This window comes from Nitrosomonas sp., assembly GCA_016703745.1.
Classification (GTDB): Bacteria; Pseudomonadota; Gammaproteobacteria; order Burkholderiales; family Nitrosomonadaceae; genus Nitrosomonas.
In genome coordinates, this window is record JADJBK010000006.1 from 1,468,786 (window position 1) to 1,489,671 (window position 20,886).

Consider the following 20,886-nt stretch of genomic DNA (forward strand, 5'->3'; position numbering starts at 1 on the left):
CGCCTATGAACATCGGTTTCTTATTTTGTCCGGAATTTGAAAATAAATATTTAACCGGGTCTGTTTTCAGGGAAAAATGGTTGTCTTTATGAAAATCAGCGGCACCATTTAAAATGGTAACCAGTTTTTGGGCGCCTGGCGTTCGGAACACTTGTTTTTCAGATATTCCCATAACATTGCCGTGACTTTGGCAAAATAAGCAGAAAGGATAAGGCTATGTGGAACTCAATTCTCGCGATCAGTGTGGGCGCATCGCTGGGAGCGCTGATTCGATGGCTCCTGGGGTTATCGCTCAATACAATATTCCCCTCGATCCCTGCCGGTACGCTGGCCGCGAATCTGATTGGCGGTTATCTGATTGGAGTGGCGTTGGCATTCTTTGCTGATCACCCCACACTTGCGCCTGAATGGCGTCTCCTGGTCATCACTGGCTTTCTAGGGGGACTGACGACTTTCTCAACCTTCTCGGCAGAAGTTACCGTGCTTATCCAGCAACAGCGATTGCTCTGGGCGGCGGCCGCGATCGGCGTTCATGTTATAGGTTCATTGGCGATGACACTGTTCGGCCTGGCATCGGTCGCCCTCCTGAAACGATTCTAAGGAGAAAAACATGCAGGGTTTTCAAGTGACATTTTTTACCCGGCAAGACCGTCGGCACGGCAGTCTGCCGCTTGGTGAATGGTTGATACAGGAGGCGCGCAGACTGGGCGTTGCTGGCGCAACCCTGATCGCTGCGACCGAAGGTTTTGGTCACGATAGAAAATTCCATGCGGCGCATTTTTTCGAATTGGCTGACCAGCCCATTGAAGTGCTGATCGCCATGAGCACGGCGGATGCGGATCGATTTTTCTCCCGTCTGCGGGAAGAAAACATCCATGTCTTTTACATCAAGACACCGATCGAATTTGGCATGACCGAGAAACCCTGATGTCAGAGACTGACTTTGCTGCATCCGCCCAGAGCCGGTCTTCCTTTGACTGATGCCGCTGAAGGCTGATTTCAGCGCTGCGCTCAAGATTAATGAAATATTACCCGTCGCACTGGTGCTGATCGGCGTGCCCCCTGGTGGCTACCGCGCCATCTGTTCAGGATATCGACGAAACCGAACCGGTAAGTTATGCAGGTAAAGCACACACCATCCTGTTTGGTCACGGGGCAGTTTTAGGATTACGCATGGAACGCAATCTCATTTCGCTTGATGCGGGCTGTGTCTGTGGAAGGGAGTTTTACTGTGGCTCCCCTGGAAGATCGCAAGGTTTTTCAGGTTCCATGTGCCTGATCTCGACTGCCAGCATGTGCGCAATCGTTTGTTCCGCCAGACGCGCAAGTTCTCGCCGATTCTGGTTATGACAGGCAATCGGCTCACAGAAGACCAGTTCTGCTCGCGTGTATGGCTGACGCAGGATTTTCAGCAATGACTGAAAAATTGAAATATCCACATAAGCTGTATGACGGCTGACCCCGTCATCTGCCAGCGAATACTGAATTGCCACGGGATACAGACGAGTCTGGGTATGAATCACCGGTTGTAGCAAGGATGCATGGAAATGGTGCAGAACCGTGCCATCGCCAGTCATCCCCTCCGGAAAAACAGTAACAAATCTTCCCGATTGCAGTAAATCAGCAATTTGACGGTTAACGCGCAACGCATCGCTGCGTTTTTCTCGATGAATAAACAAGGTGCCCGCCCGCTCACAAAGCCCACCAATCAGTGGCCAGCCACGAATTTCATCCTTGGCGACAAAACGTACAGGCAGGACCGTCAGCAATACGAGAATATCCAGCCATGAAGTATGATTTGCTACCAGCAACCCAACCGATTGATTATATGATGGTATCGTGCCGCGTATGCGCAGATCGACATGCAGAATGCGCAAAAACTGCTGCGCCCACTTTGCGGCTACCTGTTGCTGTCGGGTTTTGTTCAGATAGGGATAAACAAATGATTTCAGTAGTCCGACAGCAAGGTGCACAAATAATCGGCCTAGCCGGAAATATAACCCGGCACAACGGATCAGGTTAATGATGACTTTTATCCGGTATAGATAGCCATGAAGCAGTGTTATTTTTTATTTCAGGGAAGCTGATTACCAAAAGTTGACTGATAAAGTCTCTCGATTTCGGTGCGCGAGTATTCGTGATTCTGGCCACCACGATGTGCGATTTTGAGCGCCCCCATCAGGGAAGCAAGCTGCCCCGTAGTTTGCCAGTCCAGTTTATGTGCTATGCCATATAGCAGGCCGGCTCGGTAGGCATCACCGCAACCGGTGGGGTCGACAATCTCTCGGGGCTTTACCGCCGGAATGGCGTGTTTTTCACCATTTGCATAAATGACCGAACCTTCCGCTCCTTTGGTTTCGATGAATGCATTGACCCTGGTCGCCAGCGCTTCAAGACTCAGCCCGGTACGCGTTTGCAGCAGTTGGGATTCATAATCATTGACTGCAACATAATCAGCCTTGTCGATAAAGTCCAGTAATTCCTCGCCATTGAACATCGGCAATCCCTGTCCCGGGTCAAATACAAAGGGAATACCGGCTTCATAGAATTCGCGCGCATGGGTAATCATGCCATCCCGACCATCGGGAGCAACGATACCGAGACTGACATTTGTTGCTGCTTTTACGCTGTTTTGATGAGAAAAATTCATCGCTCCCGGATGAAAAGCAGTAATCTGGTTATCATCCAGATCAGTGGTAATAAAAGCCTGCGCAGTAAAAGCATCTTCAATCTGGAGAATATGGGTTTGTGCCAGCTGCAGTTTTTCCAGGCGATAGTGGTACGGTTGAAAATCATTACCGACTGTGGCCATGATTAATGGCTCAGCATTGAGCAATCGCAGATTGTAGGCAATATTGGTTGCGCATCCACCAAACTCGCGACGCATTTCCGGCACCAGAAAAGCGACATTTAATACATGAATCCTGTCAGGTAGAATGTGATTCTTAAATCGATCCTCAAACACCATAATAGTGTCATAAGCGATGGAACCACAAATAAGTATTTGCATTATTAACTAGTTACTAATAATTGGAAGTGCGTTAAACACAGCCAAAACGGATATCAGCTTTGGCTGTTCATAAAAAATGAAGAAGAAGTGTGGATCAAGGTGCTCAGGCAGGCGTCCAGACCAGATCCGGCTCACGTGCAGCCTTAACCTCATCCAGCTTACGTAATGGCATAAAATGGGGTGCGCCCTTGACCATGTCTGGCTGGGTTTCTATTTCAACCAGAATTTCCTTCATCGCATTGACAAAACTATCCAGGGTTTCCTTGGATTCTGTCTCCGCAGGTTCAATCAGCAAGCACTCGGGCACCAACATCGGAAAATAGGTGGTAGGCGCATGAAAATCCTTGTCCAGCAGTCTTTTAGCCAGATTCATCGCGGTCACGCCGGTTTTATCCTTGATATCTTTTGTCGTGACGATAAATTCATGGCTGGCCCGACGAGTGGGATAAGCAATTTCAAAACCTGCCTTGCGCAATTCGGCCATCAAATAATTGGCATTAAGCGTGGCGTATTCAGAAATACGGTGCATACCTTCCGCACCCAGTAAGCGTACATAAATATAGGCACGCAACAATACGCCAGCATTTCCCATGTGTGCGGATAAACGGCCGATGGATTGTGGTCGATCCTCTTCTGTCAACCAGCGATACATTCCATTTTCATGGGTGACGAAGGGTACCGGTAGATAGGGTAATAAACGCTCAGCCACGCCAACTGGAGCAGAGCCCGGTCCGCCACCACCATGAGGTGTAGAAAAGGTTTTGTGCAGATTCATATGGATAACGTCAAACCCCATGTCGCCGGGTTTGACCTTACCCAGCACGGCATTCAGATTGGCACCGTCATAATACAGAAGGCCGCCAGCCGCATGCACGACCCGGCTCATTTCCGCTACTTTTTTCTCGAAAACACCCAGTGTCGAAGGATTGGTCAGCATTAACCCGGCGGTCTTGGGTCCAACTGCTGCTTTCAGTGCGGCCATATCGACATCACCTTCTGCATCGGTTGGAATTTCAACCACTTTGTAGCCGCTCATCACGGCTGTGGCGGGATTAGTACCGTGTGCCGCATCGGGAATAATAATTTCCGTACGTTCTGTGTCTCCGCGCGCCTCATGATAGGCGCGAATCATGGTAACGCCTATCAGCTCACCCTGCGCACCTGCCATAGAGGTCAGGCTGACCGCTGCCATGCCAGTCACATCTTTTAGAATTTCCTGTAACTCATACATGCAGGCCAGAAAGCCCTGCCCGGTATCTTCCGGTGCCAACGGGTGGCGCGCGAGAAACTGCGGCAGCATTGCCAATGAGTTACAGGCGCGCGGATTGTATTTCATCGTGCACGAGCCTAGCGGATAAAACTGGGTATCGATCGAAAAATTTTTCTGCGAAAGCCGTGTGTAATGCCGCACTGTGTCCATCTCTGAAGCCTCTGGTAATAAAGGCTTAGATTGGCGTAGCAGATTATCAGGTATGTCACGTCTGATGGCACGGGTTGCTGGCGATTGGGAGTAGTTATATCGCCCCGGACGCGAATGTTCGAATATCAGCATGATATGAATGGGGATAGTGGTTAGTTCAATGCAGCGAGGGCTGCATCATAATCGGGTTCATTTTTGATCTCAGATACCAGCTCAGCATGGATGATTTTGTCATTTTCGTCGAGCACGATAACCGCGCGCGCTGTAATGCCTGCAAAAGGGCCATCTGCAATGGCAACCCCATAATCACGCATAAACTGCGCACTACGCATGGTAGACAGCGGTACCACCTTATCCAGTCCTTCAAGATCACAAAAACGGCTCATGGCAAACGGTAGATCAGCAGCGATAATCAGTACGGCCGTATTGTTCATTTCGCTGGCACGCTGATTAAATTTTCGGGTTGATAATGCACAGACCGGTGTATCAAGACTCGGAACAATATTGAGCACTTTTTTCTTGCCGGAAAAATCAGCCAGCGTGACATTTTTCAAATCCCGGTTGACCAGTGAGAAGGCAGGTGCTGTGGTACCCACCTGAGGAAAAATACCTTCAATTTTGATTGGTGTTCCGCCCATTGTAACCATGATGAATCTCCTTGATAGTATGATTAATTAAGAAATTACCGATGCACCATCAGCAAGCTAGCTGGCCAGCGACTGTCGAAACAGTTCAACATATTTATCCAGATCTGCTGGTGTTTTGGTCTCCGTTGCACAAATCATCAGGCAGTTATCCAGTTCGCGATAATTGGCTCCAAGTGCATAGCCTGCCAGTACACCGTGAGATTTGAGTTTGTCCAGCACGACCGATACGGGTTTGGGCAGGGAGAGTACGGCCTCATGAAAAAATGGACTGTCGAAAGCTTTTTTCACGCCGGGTATACAGATCAGCGCTTGAACCAACGTCAGCGTATTGGCATGTGACTGAGCGGCCACACGGTATAGGCCTTCCGGTCCAAGCAGCGACATATGGATCGTTGCTGCTGTCACCATCAAGCCCTGATTGGTACAGATATTGGAGGTTGCCTTGGAGCGGCGGATATGCTGTTCCCTCGCCTGCAAAGTCAGGACAAATCCTTCTTTGCCTTCTATGTCGGTGGTGCGTCCAATAATTCTGCCCGGCATCTGTCTGACCAGCGACTGTTTACAGGTTAAGAAACCGAAGTAGGGACCACCGCTCGATAAGGGTATGCCCAGTGGCTGACCTTCTCCCACGGCGATATCGGCACCTTTCTCCCCCCATTCTCCGGGTGGGGTCAGCATGGCAAGCGAGACCGGATTGACAACGGCAATAGCCAGTGCGTTCTTGCTATGCGCCCAGTCTGTCAGGGCGTCAACCTGCTCAAATATGCCAAAGAAATTGGGCTGCGGAATAACAAGCGCTGCAAACTCCATCTGACCAGCTGCCTCAAGTTGGGCCAGCGTAGTTTGCCCCGATGCAGGATCGTATGGAATTTCGACTATTTCGATAGACTGGTTTCTGACAATGGTATGCACGACCTTGCGGTATATCGGATGTACTGTTTGTGGAATCAGGATTCTGCTGGAGGCAGGGTGCTGGCGTACTGCCATCAGTACCGCCTCGGCAAGTGCGGAGGCGCCATCGTACAAACTGGCATTAGAGACATCCATACCAGTCAGTGAAGCCATCATCGTTTGATATTCGTAGAGCAGCTGCAATGTACCCTGACTGGCTTCCGCCTGATACGGTGTATACGATGAGTAAAACTCCCCACGAGTCGTGATTTGCCAGACGGCCGCCGGAATATGGTGCTCATAGGCGCCTGCACCGATAAAGTTGAGATAAAACCCGTCCTGCTGCGCACGTTCCAGCATCAGGCGCGTGATTTCCATCTCGCTCATTCCCGGCGGCACGTTTTTCAATGTGCCCGTTCGCAATTCAGCAGGGATTTCGTCAAACAGTTCTTCGATCGAATCAGCTCCAATACTGGCAAGCATGGCGCTGACATCTTCTTCAGTGTGTGGAATAAATGGCATATTTATAATTTCATGTAGTTCATTTTAATTGTCTGGTGCCTGGCGGGAGTCATATCCCATCATTCCCCAAAATATGATTGGCTTAGTGGGCTTCTTCTGCAACCAGCTTTTCGTAACCGGCGGCATCGAGCAGAGCATCCATTTCGCTGGGATTGGTCGGCTTCAACCTGAATAGCCATGCTGCATAAGCATCCTGATTGATTTTTTCCGGTGTGGATGCCAGCTCTGTGTTAACGGCAATGACCTCGCCACTGACAGGCGAATAAACGTCGGATGCAGATTTGACAGACTCCACCACGGTACATTCTTCATTTTTTGCAAGATTCCGCCCAATTTTTGGCAGCTCGACAAACACCATGTCACCCAACAGTTCCTGGGCATGATGTGTTATACCCACGGTAATTGTTCCATCCGCTTCGGCTTTGGCCCATTCATGTGATTTTGCGTATTTCAGCGCTGCTGGGATGCTCATCATTTATTCTCCAAAAGATAGTTAACTGATTTTGATTTAAACAAGTGCCTTGCCATTGCGTACAAAGGGGTAGTTGACGACCCTGGCTGCAAGCTGTCTGTCGCGTATCAATACGCCGACTTCATCTCCGACAGCCAGTTCAACCGGCACGCGCGCCAACGCAATGGACTGGTTGAGTGTTGGTGAAAAACCACCGCTGGTGATTTCTCCCTGTCCGGATAATTCGCTGCCTGTGATAACGACCTGCTGATGACTGCGCAAGACCCCTTTATCGAGGAGCAACAGCCCTACCAATTTTTGGCTGACCGGTTTCTGTTGCAGTGTGGTTTTCCCAATGAAATCACGATCACTTTTTAGATCCACTGTCCAAGCCAGTCCTGATTCGAGCGGACTGGTAGTTTCATCCATATCCTGACCGTAAAGATTCATACCCGCTTCCAGACGCAATGTGTCGCGCGCTCCCAGGCCAATAGGCGAAACACCGGCTGCGTGCAGTTTCTGCCAGAAAGCAGGCGCATCATCTGCCGGCAGGATAATTTCAAAACCATCTTCTCCGGTGTAGCCAGTGCGAGCAATGAAATAAGACTCAAATACCGCTGACTGAAAAGGCTTTAAAGGCTCAGTAACCGCTTGCGCCCCGGGGATGACATTCCACACCTTGCTGCGAGCATTGGGGCCTTGCACTGCGATCATGGCAAGATCGCGACGAGGGGTGATTTCCAGCTGAGGCGCACTTTGATCCGCCTGCAGGGTAATCCAGGCAATATCCTTGTCCGCTGTACCGGCATTGACCACTAGTCGAAACCAGGATTCAGTCATAAAATAGACAATCAGGTCATCGATGACACCCCCTTCAGGGGTCAGCATGCAGGAATAGAGTGCTTTACCAGTCAGCGTCAGCTTGTCAACATTATTAGCCAGCAAGCCGCGCAGGAAGTCACGTATGTGTGCACCACGAATATCTACCACCAGCATATGGGAAACATCAAACATGCCGGCATCGCGTCGCACCTGATGGTGTTCATCCAGCTGGGAACCGTAATGCAGGGGCATATCCCAGCCACCGAAATCCACCATCTTGGCCTGCATGGCACGATGAGTTGCGTTAAGAGGAGTTGATTTCAGCATAGTTATCTCAAAATAATAAAAGGGAAGTCAACCGCCTAAAATATACCTGAATGCACGGCGTGTGCGTGGAATTGCAGAAACTGGCAATTTTCAGGTTTGACTCTTCCCCTCTGTCCATTTACCTGAGAGTTTTATCGGAAATCATATCCGAGTGCCCCTTCGGTGGCTGATATATTATTCAGCACTCTCCAGATTGCCTGTCACAAGCAGTTGTTCAGATCGATTTACCGATCAGGCCTGAGCGATTCCGGGGGGTTACGCCTTCGGCGGCGCCATGTTGTGATAGCGCACTCTCCTGCCAGGATGATGTTATAGCAGGCCGCCACTATACCCTAGCTTGTGGTTTCAATACAAGATTGAGTCTCATCTCACATCAAATAAATAAAGCGACAATGGATCAGTTGAATGTTCGTGAATTTCTACCTGAGACAGCTTTTGGCACGGTAAATGGTAAAGCTCAAACGGATCTCGTGGCCACTGATGAAATTAGATTAAATGTAACGGAGCATTAGACTGCATGACTGCCAGTATTATTTGCAGGGAGCACGACGTTCGATTATTCCGGTCAGGATAATAGAGCGATATTGTATTCCAGACACAAAAAAGGCCTGCTGAGCAGGCCTTTTTTGATAACCACATCTAGTAATTAATACCCGCCTTGCCAGGCATCACCGGATTCCTTGCGTGCTTTTTCTACTATAGCAACGACATCGGCACATTTAACTCTGACAATTTTTCCATTCTCGACATCTGTGCGGCTTTTAACGATATCGGTCGGTTTTTTGTCTTTGCAGGACAGGTAATTCAACATATCCTTCGCCGCAATTGGCGCTAAGGATGATTCTGTGTTTCCGCTGGCAATAGCTGCAGTCGAACCCAACAAAAAGACTGAAACAAACGCTGCTACGATTATCTTGTTCATTTGTGCTCCTCTCAAATTATTTTTGACATCGATCCAACAACCTGAATAACCAGGAAAATCCCTGCCATCTATTCCACTTGCAAACTTGCAAAACAAAACCATTACTCCAACTATCGGTGGGCGAAAATGTCAGCCATCGCCAGTCCTGATCAGCATGGACTAATCGCATTCTATCAAGTTATCCGTAATTGTTGCAGTAAAAAATTTGTTTTTCTATTTGGATCTCAAGCGAGTTCGTAAACGCGCAATGGCCTGGGTGTGCAGTTGGCACACACGTGATTCACTCACACCCAGCACTTCACCTATTTCGCGCAGGTTCATTTCCTCTTCGTAATGCATTCCCATTACCAGTTTTTCTCTAGGCGGCAGTTTATCGATGGCATCGATCAACATTTCGCGCAAATTCTTTTCAAGTAGCTGATCAAGCGGTTGATTATCCTGTGTGCCACACAATCGATCCAGAAAGTGATCCTCATCTTCTTCCTGAAAATCTTCGTAATAAATCAATTGCCCGCCGCGCGCTTCCTGCAAGGCTTCCTGATAATCCTCCAGTGACATATTCAGCTCCTGCGACAGCTCCTGTTCGCTGGGCTGGTGTCCCAGTCTTTGTTCCAGTGTGCGCATTGCGGCCTCGATCTGGCGCATTTTTTTGCGCAGACTACGCGGCAACCAGTCTGCCTCTCTCAATTCATCAAGAATTGATCCACGAATACGTTGTGCAGCATAGCTTTCAAACTGTCGACCATAGGAGCCTTCATAGCGACCAATTGCATCCAGCAAACCAATCATCCCGGCCTGGATTAGATCATCCACCTGAACGCTGGCAGGAAGCTTGGCCATCATGTGATAGGCAATCCGCTTGACCAGTGGTGCGTATTCGGTAATAAACTGTTCTTTGTCAATGGTGCCGGTTTCGGTATACATAAGCTCGCTCATACGGTGAAATCCACTTTATCGAGATGACTGATTCGTATCAGTCGTTGCATGAAGTTTTCAACACCATCATTCTGATTGCCGGAATAAGGGCCACGTAATAAGCCATCTGCCAAATGGCGATAGCTGGTTGCCGACAAAGAATCCGGAAAAATATCAACAACGGACTGACAGAGGTGGGAGGCACGTTGTAACTTGTCATCAAACGGAATACAGCCCAGCGACTCCAGCCTAACGGACAAATGTTTGCGCGCCACGGCTGCCACATTATCAAAAATGGCCTGTCCGACGGTTAGCGAAGCAACTTTATTGACCAACACCAGAAAATCGCGTCGCGCATATTCCTGACTGATGAGTTTGATCAATGCATAAGCATCTGTGATGGATTGCCCCGAGCCTGAAAGCACGATCAGTACCTGCTGCGATGCCAGACTAAGCGAAACCACACGACTTGCGGCACCGATGGCGGTATCAATCAGGACGACATCTACCAGTTGTGATATCTCGCCGAAGCAGTTGATCAGCCAGTCCTGATCGTGTGGCATCAGCTTTGCCAGTGAGTGAATGCCGCGCATGGCAGTCAGTACCTGAACGCCTCCCGGGCCACGGGTTATCACCTCGTCCAGCAATTTGTCACGATTGATGACGTGCTGCAGGTCATAGCGTGCCTTGAGGCCAAAATTGGCATTCACATCGTTGTGACGCGGGTTTTCATCGAGAATCAGCACGCGCTTACCCATTCTGGTCAGTGCGATGGCCAGGTTGATCACCGTACTGGTCTTGCCGACACTCGTCCTGCCACCCACCACCGCGAACACCCGCACGCCCTGCTCAACACCTAGCGCAGCTAATTGCCGCAGACCAGATGCCTGATCGGGCTGATGATTAATCATGACCGACCCCGGCAGGTATCTGGCGACCTGCTCCCGGTCGACCCGCAGCCTGTCCGGCCATCGCCAGGGCAAATTCAGTATCCTGCAGCGTAAATGGGGAATCTTTCGATGACGGTTTAAAGATGCGATGCAGTAGATAGCGAGAATTTGCTGCATGCAGATCCTCCGGTACTTTCTGACCATTGGTCACATAATGCAGCCTCAACTTGCGACGAATGACCGCATCCAGCACGGTACCCAGACCAGCAGCCTCATCCACCTTGGTGATGATGCAACCATGAATACCGTGTTGCTGATAGGCGGAAATGACCTCGTCCAATGTGCCGCCGTTACTGGTAGCATTAAGCAACAACAAATGCTTCATGGGTGTACCACATTGACTCATCATTGCAATTTGCTCAGCCAGCATCTGATCACGCTGACTCATGCCAACGGTATCGATCAGCACCATATGTTTACCGCGCAATTCGTGCAGCATCAACTGCAAGTCATCAATATCCTTGATACTGCGCACAGGCACACCAAGCAATTTTCCGTAGATACGCAACTGCTCATGTCCGCCGATACGATAACTATCCGTCGTTAGCAACGCCACCTTATCTGCACCATGCCGGATAACGGCACGTGCTGCCAGTTTGGCGGTGGTCGTGGTTTTTCCGACACCGGTCGGCCCAATCAACGTATAAATACCACCTTGCTCGATTATTTCATCGCTATCCGCCGTGCGCAGATTCAGAGTCAACAGCGCAATAGTTTTTTTCAACCCCTGTTCAAAATTAGCATCAATCTGTAATTTATCGAGCAGATGTCTTGCCAGTAACGGGCTAAATCCGGCATTCAACAAAGTGCGCAATACTTTCATGCTGTCAGGATGGGCCTGTGAGAACTGGCTCCACCCAACACTTGCCAGTTGATCTTCCATCAATTGCCGCATCGCCTGAATTTCCTGGATGATGCTCTGGTTGACACTGTCTGCTTTATCCGGATTGGGCGCCATGGGAATGGTCTGTGCATCAGCAATTATGGGCCGCCTGTTTGTTTCGACAGATGCCGTGATTTGTGGTGCTGAAATAACCTCAGGAACACTACTTGCCACGGGTTGTGCTTCTTTGGGTTGAATCTTTTCTGGTGGTGCAAGTGGCGCAACGGGTTCAACCGCTGGCACGGGCGCATACAAAGCAGAGGACTGTTTACTGACCGCAGATACTTCCGCCTGTCTGGATTTATCCGCAAGACTCGCTATCTCGTCACCGGCCAGCGCCATAATCTCCACGCCGCCCGGCACCGCTTTATTGGATAAAATTACCGCATCTGCGCCCAGCTCTTCCTTGACCTTACGCAAGGCTTCGCGCGAATTGACCGCCAGGAATCTTCTCACTTTCATTTTTTGTTACCTCCAACGATGGAAACGAATTTAATTTTTCTGCTATCCGGTATTTCGGAATGTGCCAATATGCGCAATTGAGGTAAGGAACGACGCAGGAAACGCGCCAACAGCAATCGGACAGCATCAGAGACCACCAGCACCGCCGGCAATCCCAGACTTTCCAGGCGCCTGATTTCACCGCTGGTATCGTGTATCAGCGAATCAGCCAGACCAGGCTCGATACCGCCATCCGCCATGGGATGGGATTGCACCACCTGAGTCAGAATGCCTTCAAGCTCAGGATGCAGACGCATCACCTGTAATTCAGCACCAGACGGAAAACATTGCTCGACAATCGAACGGCCCAGCGCTAGTCTGACCTGCGCCATCAATTCGGTAATTTCCTGAGTACGTCCAGCATGTTCGGTTAAGGTGTCTATAATGGTGCGCATATCACGGATGTGCACCCCTTCTTCCAGCAGGTATTGCAGCACCTTCTGTACGCTGGCCAATGGCAGCAGTTTGGGTATCAGATCATCAGTCAGTTTCGGCGCATCCTTGTTGAGATGATCGAGCAGTTTCTGCAACTCTTCTCTTCCCAGCAGCTCAGCGGCATGATTGCGCAACAGGTGGTTGAGATGCGTTGTTACTACCGTACTGGTATCTACCACGGTATAGCCGCCCACCTGCGCCTGCTCGCGTTGCCCGGCATCGATCCATACCGCCGGCAGCCCAAAGGCTGGATCCTGGGTAACACTTCCCGGCAGCGCCATCGTTACCTGGCCGGGATTGATCGCCAGATACATGCCGCTGTATGCCTCTCCCTGACCGATGACCGAGCCTTTCATCGTGATGCGGTACGCATTAGGACGCAGCTCCAGATTGTCACGAATATGTACCACTGGCGGTAGATAGCCGATCTCCTGCGCAAATTTCTTGCGAATACTGCTGATGCGTCGCAGTAGATCACCTTGCTGCGCCTTGTCTACCAGCGGAATGAGGCGATAGCCAACTTCCAGTCCCAGGGTGTCCACTTGGGTAACATCATTCCAGCTGGCATCCTGCGATTCAATCTCGGCATTAGGTTCTGTTTCGCCGGTTCTGGTTTCCTCCTGCGCAGGTTGGCGTGCCCGCAAATAGGCAGCTGAGCCGATTGCTCCTGCCAGTAGTAAAAATACCAGATTGGGCATTCCTGGCACCAGACCGAGTCCACCGATAATGCCCGCTGTCACCCACAGCACTTGCGGGCGCGAAAACAGCTGACCGATAACTTGCTGACCGAGATCTTCATTGGTGCTAACGCGGCTCACCACCAGGCCAGCAGCGGTTGAAATGATCAACGCCGGAATCTGCCCGACCAGACCATCGCCAATCGTCAGCAAGGTATAGTTTCTGGCGGCATCAGCCAGTACCAGATCATGTTGCACCACCCCCACTATCAACCCACCAATGATGGTAATCAGCATGATCAGAATGCCAGCCACCGCATCACCACGTACAAACTTGCTCGCGCCATCCATCGACCCGAAGAAATCAGCTTCCTGCGAAATACGCTCGCGCCGCTTGCGGGCATCCTCTTCGCCAATCAGTCCTGCGTTGAGATCGGCATCAATCGCCATCTGCTTGCCCGGCATCGCATCCAGCGTAAAGCGTGCGCTGACCTCAGCAATACGCCCGGCACCCTTGGTGATAACCACAAAATTGATAACCACCAAAATGATGAACACCACCAGCCCCACCGCATAATTTCCCCCCACCAGAAAATGGCCGAATGCCTCGATCACTTTTCCGGCGGCATCCGGACCGGTATGCCCATTCAACAGCACCACGCGTGTTGAAGCCACATTGAGCGATAAACGCAACAAGGTCGTAATCAATAAAATTGTTGGGAAAACCGAAAAATCGAGTGCATGCCGTGAATACAGACTGACCAGCAATACAATGATCGCCAGCGCGATGTTGAAGGTGAACAGCACATCCAGCACGAATGGCGGTAATGGCAGCACCATCATCGCCAGGATCATGATGATCAGCAGTGGCCCGGCCAGGCTTTGAAGCTGGCTGCCTTGCAGCAAGGTTGTCAATGACAGGGATTGATTCATTTCATGCTCGAAATTAATTGGATTGATAGAATCGAATATTCAATATATTTTCAGGCAGGCTGATCCAGCTCATCAGGTACCCTGATTTCTGGCAGGGTCGGAGGGGTAGCGCCGCCATAATTCTGATAACGTCGCAGCTGGAAAACATAGGCGAGCACATGCGCCACTGCCGTATAAAGTTTCTCGGGTATCTCAGCTTCCAGCTCTACATGGTGATAGAGCGCCCGCGCTAGTGGCGGCACTTCCAGCACTGGAATATGGTGTTCTGTCGCTACGTCACGGATACGTGCCGCCAACAGATGCACGCCTTTTGCGATTACTTTTGGCGCCTGCATCGAGCGATCCTGATATTTAAGCGCTACCGCATAATGGGTCGGATTGGTTATCACTACATCCGCCTTGGGCAGCTCTGCCATCATGCGACGGCGCGCGGCTTCCCGCTGCAAGCCACGAATGCGCGCCTTGACCTGTGGATCGCCCTCATCTTCCTTGGACTCCTTGCGCAGCTCCTCTTTTGACATCTTTAGTTCTCGCGCATGATTCCATAACTGGTAGGGCACATCGATCAGTACGATCAGGAGCATTGCGGCAACAATCAGCGTAAAGGCCAGCACCATCAGTTCGCCCATATTGGCCAGCCCCAGATTTAATGGCATGCTGATCTGATCAAACGTCTGTTCCTTGAATTGCCACATCACCATTGCTCCCGCGCCGCCAATCACCAGCGCCTTAGCAATGGCTTTGAACAATTCAATCAGGCCACCCATCGAAAAGGTGCGTTGGAGCCACTTGGCAGGATTGAGGCGATTGATATCCGGCACTAGCGCCTTGGAGCTGAATAGCCATCCGCTCAACAGCATCGGCGCAACCAGCGCCACGATTGCCAGCCAGGCAAATAACGGCGCGATTGCCAGCAGCCCTTCCAGCGCCACTTGTAAAAAACGAGGCATTAGCAATGCCTGATCATGAGCCAGTTCGCGCTCCAGCTGCAGCCCACCACTCAACATGGCAACCAGTTTATGCATGATGGTCGAACCGATAAACCATAAACTTCCGGCTGCAGCCATCAGCACTGTAAAAGTAGTCAGCTCCTGAGAGCGCGCAACCTGCCCCTCTTCACGTGCTTTTTCCAGCCGTTTGGGAGACGCCGGTTCAGTTTTTTCCAGATCGCTATCTTCTGCCATATCAGATTCCTATTGATGTGGCAGAATTATCCGGCTGGTTACCCGCAGTCCATCACGGGAACAGGCTAGGATTTTGCCCATTAATCCCGAACACTCTGGTTAAGAGAAAATAATCTTAATTGAAGGAAGAAATGAAAACGAGGAAGCAATATATAAAGGAATTCAAACTGGATGCAATCAGTCTGGTTCTGAATCAGGGATTGACGATAGCAGAAGCGGACAGGAACGTAACCGTCCAACGCTCCCATCTACACAATCATAATTTTCTGGATTATTCTCCTCTGCATTACCTTACAGGAGGATAAGCAAAAGCATATCAGCAACTGGCAAGCGAGCGGTTTGTCGCAGGCGGCCTATTGCCGGGCGCGGGGGGGGTTGAATGCGAAGACGTTTGGGAATTGGTTGCGCGCTCACCGGCGTGGGCGCGATGATATCAAGCTGCCAGCCTTGATTCCGGTTACGATCAAGCCGGCAGGGCCGTAGGTTGGGGTGACGACAGGAACCCCAACATGGAGAATCACGCTCCCCAGCATTTGCGGAGATTGCCAGGTTTCCACTATCGCTATCGCTCCAACCCAGCGAGCTTTTGCGGTATTCCGCCTGAGTGTAAGGTCAGAAATTACGGTGACAGTTTATCAAATTCACTGGTTATACCATATTGTCAGCATGACTATTTGGTCCGAAAAATTAGATCGAAAAGCTAACGGCCAGTCATTGCTGTTAACTTTTCGATCTAATCCTCCAAACCGAATAACTGGGCATTACAATACGAGGTAAGCGAGCTATGCTGACAATATGATATGGCATATTTAGTAAACTGTTACCGTAATTGTATCGTAGATACCTTGCAAGGCAGCGTTCAGGCTCTCGGCACGCGCTTCAGTGTTAGCCAGCACGAAAACCGGACACAGGTTGCCGTGTTTCAAGATGCTGTTGAAATCCACCCCGTCGATACCACTTTCGCCAAACAAACCCTACTTGCCGGCCAACAAGTTCAGTTTACCTCAAACCACATTGAGCCTATCCACCGACACAGCCAGGATAAACCAGCCTGGACCGAAGGCTTTATCGTTGCCGACGATTTGCCGCTCAGCGAGTTTTTGCTGCAACTCAGCCGTTACCGACCAGGCTACATTACCTGTGACCCTGAGATTGCCGATTTACGGATTATCGGTTCCTACCCGCTGAAAGACACAGACAAAATTCTTGCGTTTCTTGAGGCTAACCTGCCCGTCAAACTCACACACCCGCTACCTTTCTGGGTTAAAGTCCTGCCGCGTTAATCATCCCTGCACATGATCAAGCAACATCAACTGCCGCTTGGACAAGATAGGCAATACTTACCCGAACGTATAATTACCCTTGATGCCGATATCACTTGTAAACTTCTCGACGATTACCGATCTTCAATACCAAAACGCACAGCACGCCGTCCTGAATTTCACAAATCAATCGATAGTCACCCACTCGATAACGCCACAAACCACCAAGCGGACCGGATAAAGCCTTGCCTACAGTGCGCGGATTGTCGGTAACAGCCAAACGCTCTCGCAGAAATTTCGTAATACGCCTCGCTTCCGTCTTATCGAGTTTCGCCAGTTGCTTATTCGCCGTCTCTGACAGTTCAATCAGCCACGCCAAGCGCGTTCTCCACCTCATCTAATGAATATACGCGTTCTTCACCTTTGCGAACGCGTTCCAACACGCCGGCGGCCAAGTAATAATCTTCCATATCAGTCAATCCTTTTTCGATGATTTCTCGTAAATAAAATGCCTTCGTACGCCCGGTTTGGCCGGCCAAATAATCAAGCCGTTGTTCAATTTCCGGAGAAAGTCTTATTGAGGTAGCCATATCTAATTCCCTTTACGTCAACTATTGAATACGTGTAATCAATATATCACAAAAACTCGAAAGCATCTCGGCATCGCCGGTCAAGCGGATGGAAAAATTGTGAGCAGTGCTCGACACTGGGTCGCCAAGGGCATTTTTACTTAAAAAAACGGATTATTTGTCATTTAAAAACAACCAGTTAAAGAATTTATTAATTTTTCTTCTATGTGCGGTTCCGGTTTTTGCCCGCTCGATTGTATTAGCTAATGTAACAACACAAAATGGAGAAAAATCGATGTCAAACACACACCGCCGCAATCCCGGCTTGAATCGCCCCGGGTTTTGAGGAGGCTCCAAATCTTGAGAGAATGGAGCCATGAACAAATTAAACAAATATTCCCCTGAAGTAAAAGCACGCGCAGTCCGTCTGGTGCAAGAGCATCGCAGTGAGTACCCTTCGCTGTGGGCGACGATAGAATCGATAGCGCCAAAGATTGGCTGCGCACCACCGACATTGCATGATTGGGTGAAGAAGCACGAGATCGACACAGGCTTGCGAGATGGCGTCACCAGTGAAGAACGCGAGCGCATCAAAGCACTGGAGCGTGAAGTCAAGGAATTACGTCGCGCCAATGAGATACTGAAACTGGCCAGTGCTTTTTTGCCCAGGCGGAGCTCGACCGCAAACTCAAATCCTAAGATCGTTCATTGACCGGCATCGCGACACCCACGGAGTCGAGCCGATCTGCAAGGTATTGCAGGTCGCTCCGTCGGGATATCGACGTCACGTTGTCGAACTGCGTAATCCGGCATTGCGCTGTGCCCGAGCTATTCGCGATGACGATCTGATGCCGCAGATACAACGAATCTGGCAGGCCAATCTGCAGGTTTATGGTGCCGACAAGGTATGGCGACAACTTAAGCGCGAAGGAATACAGGTAGCTCGTTGCACTGTTGAGCGGCTGATGAAACGGTTGGGGCTGGAAGGTGTACGGCGCGGCAAGATTGTCCGCACGACGGTTTCAGACAAGGCGCTGCCGTGCCCACTGGACAGCGTCAACCGGCAATTCAAGGCAGATCGCCCAAACCAGTTGTGGGTGTCGGATTTCACCTATGTTTCCACCTGGCAGGGCTGGCTGTATGTCGCGTTCGTCATCGACGTGTTTGCCCGGTGCATCGTGGGTTGGCGTGTCAGTTCCAGCATGCACACAGACTTCGTGCTGGATGCGCTGGAGCAGGCGTTATACGCCCGGCAACCGGAGCTGGGTGCTTTGTCTCGCGTCAATTATCTTGGCCGCTTTGACGACAATTATGATGGCCGGTTGAGTTTATTAGCTACTTCATGATTTTTTCTGGTTTTTCCTCCTATAACTTTCACTGTCGATTTCGATGATGGTTGCGTGATGGATGATCCGGTCGATGGCGGCAACAGTCATCATGGTGTCAGGGAAGATTTGATCCCACTGGCTAAAAGGCTGGTTTGAAGTAATGATGAGACTTCCGCTTTCATAGCGATGGGCAATGAAGTCAAACAATACCTGTGTTTCGAATCGGTCTTTTTGACATAGCCGATATCATCAACGATCAGTACACGGTATTTATCCAGCCGCGTCATGGCGGACATCAAGTCCAGTTCTTTCCTGGCTTGCTGCAGGAGTTGAACCAGTGCGGTAGCTGATATCCATTTGACGCGAATGCCTTGTTCAATCAAATGCAACCCTAATGCTGCCGCCACATGTGATTTGCCGACACCGGATGGGCCGATCAGCAACACATTGTCTGCCTGGCTCGCCCAGTAGGTATTGTCGCGCAGCGTGATGATTTTTTTCTGAGCGGCTTGAGGCAGTTCGGTCAGCGCCAGAGTGGCAAAGCTTTTGCCGCGCGGCAGTTTGGCTTCATGCGTCCAGTTGCTGATTCTGCTTTGGAAGCGCTGGGCGACTTCCTGTTCGCACAGGGCGGCGAGATATTGGCTGTAGCTCCAGGCGTGTTCTGCGGCTTGATCCTGGAAGTGCCGGTAATGCTGGCCAAAGGCAGGGAGTCTGAGTTCCTTGAGCATCAGTGGGAGCGATTCAGACATGAGCTGCCTCCTTGCGTTGCCCAGTTTCCGCTGAGGAGTTGATCGTAGGTATCCGCAGTGTGTTGTTTAATTGGGATGTCCGGCTGCGGCGCATGCTGCCGCAGAAATCACTTTTGCAGTGTTTGCAGTTCAGGTAGCGGATGTTGTTGCAACAATTCAGCGGCCAACTGGCTCTCGCAATCATAGTCGTAGGCAAAACGCAGCACCGATACCATCCATTTGCAAGCGAGTCCGGGATCAAATTGTTGTTGTACCCGCGCCCACAGCTGGTGATACTGTGGCGTTGGCAACAGATCATCCCGCAGCCGGGAAAAGCGAAAGGCTTGTGGCTTTGCCGCCAATGCATGAATCACATGACGGTAATCGATGCGCCGGGCGCGTCCTTCTGGCGCTTTCGGATACGCGCGCGGTAAGGTAATGACCGGTGTTTGGCCGACAAAGCATTCCAGACGATCGTGATAGAGATGAACCCGGATGTTCTCGCCAATGAGTCTGGATGGCACACTGTAGAGTCCCCGTTTGACCGCTATGGTGCTACTGGTGGTCACTTTGACGGTCAGTTCACTGAAGTCCATGAAGCGGTAGCGTGGCAGTGGCTGGAGATGCGATTGCTCTTCCGCCAATCGCCCCCTGCAGCGCAGATTGAGCTTATCGACGATCCGTTCAAGAAAACGGCGGTAGGCGCCCACACTTTCGAAATCCGCAGATCCCCGCAGTTTGATCGCCTGCTCAATCCGGTGTTTGAGCGAACCATGGGCATTTTCTACGGCGCCATTTTCATGGCTGACGCCCAGGTTATTGACCGTAGGCTTCATGCCATAGTGTTGACACAGCGCCGCATAAGATTGCGTGAGTTCTTGTTTTTGGCTCGCATTGACGTATGCGGCACTCAGGCTGTCGGTGCGATGTTCCCTGGGCACGCCGCCCAGTTTATGCAAGGCGGTCTGCAATCCATCGGCCAACGCACTATAACTTTCCCCGCCCCGGATGATATGAACAGCACGCCAATGACTATAAGCCAGACGAAACTGATACAGCAGGTGATCAAATGGTTTGCCTGCAATCGTAATTGCCGTACGCGGCCAGGTAAAATCGGACAACCCCTGGTGCCCGGCAGGTACCGACTGGCAAAACATGACCGCCTTACCGGGACCTTGCGTTGCCCGCCAGTGTTTTACACGGCGCTGCAAGCTTCTGAGCAATTTCTCCGGGTATTGGCCGGGATATCGATCATCCAGGTACTCCCAAAGCGTAGTCCCGGTCAGTTCAGGTTCCCTGTGCAGCAATGGAATCAATTCGGTCTCCCAAACCAGCTCAAAAGGATCCTGGCGCGTGCGCCATTGCCGTTGCGACTTCTCCACCCGCACACCCTTCTCAATCCTGCGGCCACTGCGGATACTTACCCCCGCTTTCGCAGCCGCTGTCTCCTGACCATGCCCTATCTGACGATTCTTCATATAAATAGCTTCCTGTTGATGAGTGATATGT

20 protein-coding genes, 3 pseudogenes, 1 riboswitch and 1 other annotated feature are annotated in these 20,886 nt (G+C 50.7%); of the genes and pseudogenes, 6 read left to right on the forward strand and 17 right to left on the reverse strand.

Annotated features, from left to right (window positions below; translation table 11 throughout):
* The first annotated feature begins 216 nt into the window (after nucleotides 1–216).
* Both crcB and IPG31_08045 read left to right on the forward strand, forming a co-directional pair.
* A complete protein-coding gene (gene crcB, locus IPG31_08040; protein MBK6618301.1) occupies nucleotides 217–600 on the forward strand; it encodes a fluoride efflux transporter CrcB in 384 nt (127 codons plus the stop codon).
* Between the two features lie 10 nt (nucleotides 601–610).
* Complete coding sequence (locus IPG31_08045) at nucleotides 611–928, forward strand: DUF190 domain-containing protein (protein ID MBK6618302.1); 318 nt, start codon at nucleotides 611–613, stop codon at nucleotides 926–928.
* Between the two features lie 298 nt (nucleotides 929–1,226).
* Here the strand turns inward: IPG31_08045 and IPG31_08050 are convergent, their stop codons facing one another.
* From IPG31_08050 to flhB, 13 genes are all read right to left on the reverse strand, one after another.
* Nucleotides 1,227–2,027: a 1-acyl-sn-glycerol-3-phosphate acyltransferase gene (locus tag IPG31_08050; protein ID MBK6618303.1), complete on the reverse strand. Its 801-nt coding sequence runs from the start codon at nucleotides 2,025–2,027 to the stop codon at nucleotides 1,227–1,229.
* 47 nt (nucleotides 2,028–2,074) lie between these two features.
* A complete protein-coding gene (locus tag IPG31_08055; GenBank protein ID MBK6618304.1) occupies nucleotides 2,075–3,010 on the reverse strand; it encodes a carbohydrate kinase family protein in 936 nt (311 codons plus the stop codon).
* A 103-nt stretch (nucleotides 3,011–3,113) separates the two neighbouring features.
* Entirely contained in the window at nucleotides 3,114–4,562 is a 1,449-nt protein-coding gene (gene gcvPB, locus IPG31_08060) for an aminomethyl-transferring glycine dehydrogenase subunit GcvPB (GenBank protein ID MBK6618305.1), read from the reverse strand.
* Between the two features lie 20 nt (nucleotides 4,563–4,582).
* Nucleotides 4,583–5,077, reverse strand: a complete 495-nt coding sequence (tpx, locus tag IPG31_08065) for a thiol peroxidase (protein MBK6618306.1) — start codon at nucleotides 5,075–5,077, stop codon at nucleotides 4,583–4,585.
* A 57-nt stretch (nucleotides 5,078–5,134) separates the two neighbouring features.
* Entirely contained in the window at nucleotides 5,135–6,490 is a 1,356-nt protein-coding gene (gene gcvPA / locus IPG31_08070) for an aminomethyl-transferring glycine dehydrogenase subunit GcvPA (protein MBK6618307.1), read from the reverse strand.
* An 82-nt stretch (nucleotides 6,491–6,572) separates the two neighbouring features.
* Nucleotides 6,573–6,962, reverse strand: coding sequence for a glycine cleavage system protein GcvH (gene gcvH / locus IPG31_08075; GenBank protein ID MBK6618308.1), 390 nt, complete (start codon nucleotides 6,960–6,962; stop codon nucleotides 6,573–6,575).
* 36 nt (nucleotides 6,963–6,998) lie between these two features.
* Entirely contained in the window at nucleotides 6,999–8,090 is a 1,092-nt protein-coding gene (gene gcvT / locus IPG31_08080; GenBank protein ID MBK6618309.1) for a glycine cleavage system aminomethyltransferase GcvT, read from the reverse strand.
* 100 nt (nucleotides 8,091–8,190) lie between these two features.
* Nucleotides 8,191–8,292: riboswitch (glycine riboswitch) on the reverse strand.
* A gap of 444 nt (nucleotides 8,293–8,736) precedes the next feature.
* The gene (locus IPG31_08085) at nucleotides 8,737–9,012 is read right to left on the reverse strand and encodes a hypothetical protein (protein ID MBK6618310.1); all 276 of its coding nucleotides are present in this window, start codon (nucleotides 9,010–9,012) and stop codon (nucleotides 8,737–8,739) included.
* 213 nt (nucleotides 9,013–9,225) lie between these two features.
* Nucleotides 9,226–9,936: an RNA polymerase sigma factor FliA gene (locus IPG31_08090; protein ID MBK6618311.1), complete on the reverse strand. Its 711-nt coding sequence runs from the start codon at nucleotides 9,934–9,936 to the stop codon at nucleotides 9,226–9,228.
* 8 nt (nucleotides 9,937–9,944) lie between these two features.
* The gene (locus IPG31_08095; protein ID MBK6618312.1) at nucleotides 9,945–10,838 is read right to left on the reverse strand and encodes an AAA family ATPase; all 894 of its coding nucleotides are present in this window, start codon (nucleotides 10,836–10,838) and stop codon (nucleotides 9,945–9,947) included.
* Nucleotides 10,831–12,222 carry a flagellar biosynthesis protein FlhF gene (gene flhF / locus IPG31_08100; protein ID MBK6618313.1) on the reverse strand — a complete coding sequence of 464 codons (1,392 nt, stop codon included), beginning with the start codon at nucleotides 12,220–12,222 and terminating at the stop codon, nucleotides 10,831–10,833. Before flhF ends, IPG31_08095 begins: the two co-directional genes overlap by 8 nt.
* A complete protein-coding gene (flhA, locus tag IPG31_08105) occupies nucleotides 12,219–14,306 on the reverse strand; it encodes a flagellar biosynthesis protein FlhA (protein ID MBK6618314.1) in 2,088 nt (695 codons plus the stop codon). The genes flhF and flhA overlap by 4 nt, the downstream gene beginning before the upstream one ends.
* A gap of 50 nt (nucleotides 14,307–14,356) precedes the next feature.
* Nucleotides 14,357–15,490: a flagellar type III secretion system protein FlhB gene (gene flhB, locus IPG31_08110; GenBank protein ID MBK6618315.1), complete on the reverse strand. Its 1,134-nt coding sequence runs from the start codon at nucleotides 15,488–15,490 to the stop codon at nucleotides 14,357–14,359.
* Nucleotides 15,491–15,621: 131 nt separating this feature from the next.
* Between flhB and IPG31_08115 the strand changes: the two genes are divergently transcribed.
* The 3 genes from IPG31_08115 (at nucleotide 15,622) to IPG31_08125 (ending at nucleotide 16,773) form a co-directional block, all read left to right on the forward strand.
* Complete coding sequence (locus IPG31_08115) at nucleotides 15,622–15,795, forward strand: hypothetical protein (protein ID MBK6618316.1); 174 nt, start codon at nucleotides 15,622–15,624, stop codon at nucleotides 15,793–15,795.
* A 34-nt stretch (nucleotides 15,796–15,829) separates the two neighbouring features.
* Nucleotides 15,830–15,973: a hypothetical protein gene (locus IPG31_08120; protein ID MBK6618317.1), complete on the forward strand. Its 144-nt coding sequence runs from the start codon at nucleotides 15,830–15,832 to the stop codon at nucleotides 15,971–15,973.
* Between the two features lie 317 nt (nucleotides 15,974–16,290).
* Nucleotides 16,291–16,773 carry a hypothetical protein gene (locus IPG31_08125; protein MBK6618318.1) on the forward strand — a complete coding sequence of 161 codons (483 nt, stop codon included), beginning with the start codon at nucleotides 16,291–16,293 and terminating at the stop codon, nucleotides 16,771–16,773.
* 91 nt (nucleotides 16,774–16,864) lie between these two features.
* On the opposite strand, the gene IPG31_08130 is transcribed toward IPG31_08125, so the two are convergent.
* Nucleotides 16,865–17,131 carry a type II toxin-antitoxin system RelE/ParE family toxin gene (locus tag IPG31_08130; protein ID MBK6618319.1) on the reverse strand — a complete coding sequence of 89 codons (267 nt, stop codon included), beginning with the start codon at nucleotides 17,129–17,131 and terminating at the stop codon, nucleotides 16,865–16,867.
* Nucleotides 17,115–17,342, reverse strand: coding sequence for a CopG family transcriptional regulator (locus IPG31_08135; GenBank protein ID MBK6618320.1), 228 nt, complete (start codon nucleotides 17,340–17,342; stop codon nucleotides 17,115–17,117). The genes IPG31_08130 and IPG31_08135 overlap by 17 nt, the downstream gene beginning before the upstream one ends.
* A 355-nt stretch (nucleotides 17,343–17,697) precedes the next feature.
* On the opposite strand from IPG31_08135, the pseudogene IPG31_08140 reads away from it, so the two are divergent.
* Nucleotides 17,698–18,583 (forward strand): annotated as a pseudogene (locus tag IPG31_08140) (IS3 family transposase).
* Nucleotides 17,976–18,091, forward strand: a sequence feature (AL1L pseudoknot). It overlaps the preceding pseudogene by 116 nt.
* A gap of 78 nt (nucleotides 18,584–18,661) precedes the next feature.
* Here IPG31_08140 and IPG31_08145 read toward each other — a convergent pair.
* Nucleotides 18,662–19,398 (reverse strand): annotated as a pseudogene (locus IPG31_08145) (ATP-binding protein).
* Nucleotides 19,377–20,855 (reverse strand): annotated as a pseudogene (locus tag IPG31_08150) (IS21 family transposase). Before IPG31_08150 ends, IPG31_08145 begins: the two co-directional pseudogenes overlap by 22 nt.
* Nucleotides 20,856–20,886 lie beyond the last annotated feature (31 nt).

Coding starts and splice junctions, on each gene's coding strand:
- IPG31_08115 (MBK6618316.1), top strand. CDS start 15,622: ATGAAAACGAGGAAGCAATATATAAAGGAATTCAAACTGGATGCAATC.
- flhB (MBK6618315.1), bottom strand. CDS start 15,490: ATGGCAGAAGATAGCGATCTGGAAAAAACTGAACCGGCGTCTCCCAAA.
- gcvPB (MBK6618305.1), bottom strand. CDS start 4,562: ATGCTGATATTCGAACATTCGCGTCCGGGGCGATATAACTACTCCCAA.
- gcvPA (MBK6618307.1), bottom strand. CDS start 6,490: ATGCCATTTATTCCACACACTGAAGAAGATGTCAGCGCCATGCTTGCC.
- flhF (MBK6618313.1), bottom strand. CDS start 12,222: ATGAAAGTGAGAAGATTCCTGGCGGTCAATTCGCGCGAAGCCTTGCGT.
- gcvT (MBK6618309.1), bottom strand. CDS start 8,090: ATGCTGAAATCAACTCCTCTTAACGCAACTCATCGTGCCATGCAGGCC.
- crcB (MBK6618301.1), top strand. CDS start 217: ATGTGGAACTCAATTCTCGCGATCAGTGTGGGCGCATCGCTGGGAGCG.
- IPG31_08125 (MBK6618318.1), top strand. CDS start 16,291: ATGGCATATTTAGTAAACTGTTACCGTAATTGTATCGTAGATACCTTG.
- IPG31_08095 (MBK6618312.1), bottom strand. CDS start 10,838: ATGATTAATCATCAGCCCGATCAGGCATCTGGTCTGCGGCAATTAGCT.
- IPG31_08085 (MBK6618310.1), bottom strand. CDS start 9,012: ATGAACAAGATAATCGTAGCAGCGTTTGTTTCAGTCTTTTTGTTGGGT.
- IPG31_08090 (MBK6618311.1), bottom strand. CDS start 9,936: ATGTATACCGAAACCGGCACCATTGACAAAGAACAGTTTATTACCGAA.
- IPG31_08135 (MBK6618320.1), bottom strand. CDS start 17,342: ATGGCTACCTCAATAAGACTTTCTCCGGAAATTGAACAACGGCTTGAT.
- gcvH (MBK6618308.1), bottom strand. CDS start 6,962: ATGAGCATCCCAGCAGCGCTGAAATACGCAAAATCACATGAATGGGCC.
- IPG31_08045 (MBK6618302.1), top strand. CDS start 611: ATGCAGGGTTTTCAAGTGACATTTTTTACCCGGCAAGACCGTCGGCAC.
- flhA (MBK6618314.1), bottom strand. CDS start 14,306: ATGAATCAATCCCTGTCATTGACAACCTTGCTGCAAGGCAGCCAGCTT.
- IPG31_08055 (MBK6618304.1), bottom strand. CDS start 3,010: ATGCAAATACTTATTTGTGGTTCCATCGCTTATGACACTATTATGGTG.
- tpx (MBK6618306.1), bottom strand. CDS start 5,077: ATGGTTACAATGGGCGGAACACCAATCAAAATTGAAGGTATTTTTCCT.